The sequence below is a fragment of the Neisseria sp. P0014.S002 genome (genome assembly GCF_051958295.1).
GTDB lineage: Bacteria > Pseudomonadota > Gammaproteobacteria > Burkholderiales > Neisseriaceae > Neisseria > Neisseria flavescens_B.
The window spans coordinates 1-440 of record NZ_JBQCVO010000037.1 but is presented as its reverse complement, the minus strand read 5'-3'; the positions used below and the strand labels follow the sequence as shown (position 1 = coordinate 440).

Annotated in this window: 1 rRNA gene; it reads right to left on the bottom strand. The window is 55.7% G+C overall.

The annotated features are described in order from the left end of the window. Positions 1 to 440: ribosomal RNA gene (locus tag ACTHSX_RS10485) — 16S ribosomal RNA — on the bottom strand; the annotation flags it as partial.

Here is a 440-nt window from a genome sequence, read left to right as displayed (position 1 = left end):
GACTACTCGGGTATCTAATCCTGTTTGCTCCCCACGCTTTCGCACCTCAGCGTCAGTACCGAGCCAGTGAGCCGCCTTCGCCACTGGTGTTCCTCCGAATATCTACGAATTTCACCTCTACACTCGGAATTCCACTCACCTCTCTCGACCTCAAGACCAGGAGTTTCAAAGGCAGTTCCAAGGTTGAGCCCTGGGATTTCACCTCTGACTTTCCGGTCCGCCTACGTGCGCTTTACGCCCAGTAATTCCGAACAACGCTAGCCCCCTCCGTATTACCGCGGCTGCTGGCACGGAGTTAGCCGGGGCTTCTTCTTGGGGTACAGTCATTATCTTCCCCCACGAAAGAGCTTTACAACCCTAAGGCCTTCATCGCTCACGCGGCATGGCTAGATCAGGGTTTCCCCCATTGTCTAAGATTCCCCACTGCTGCCCCCCGTAGG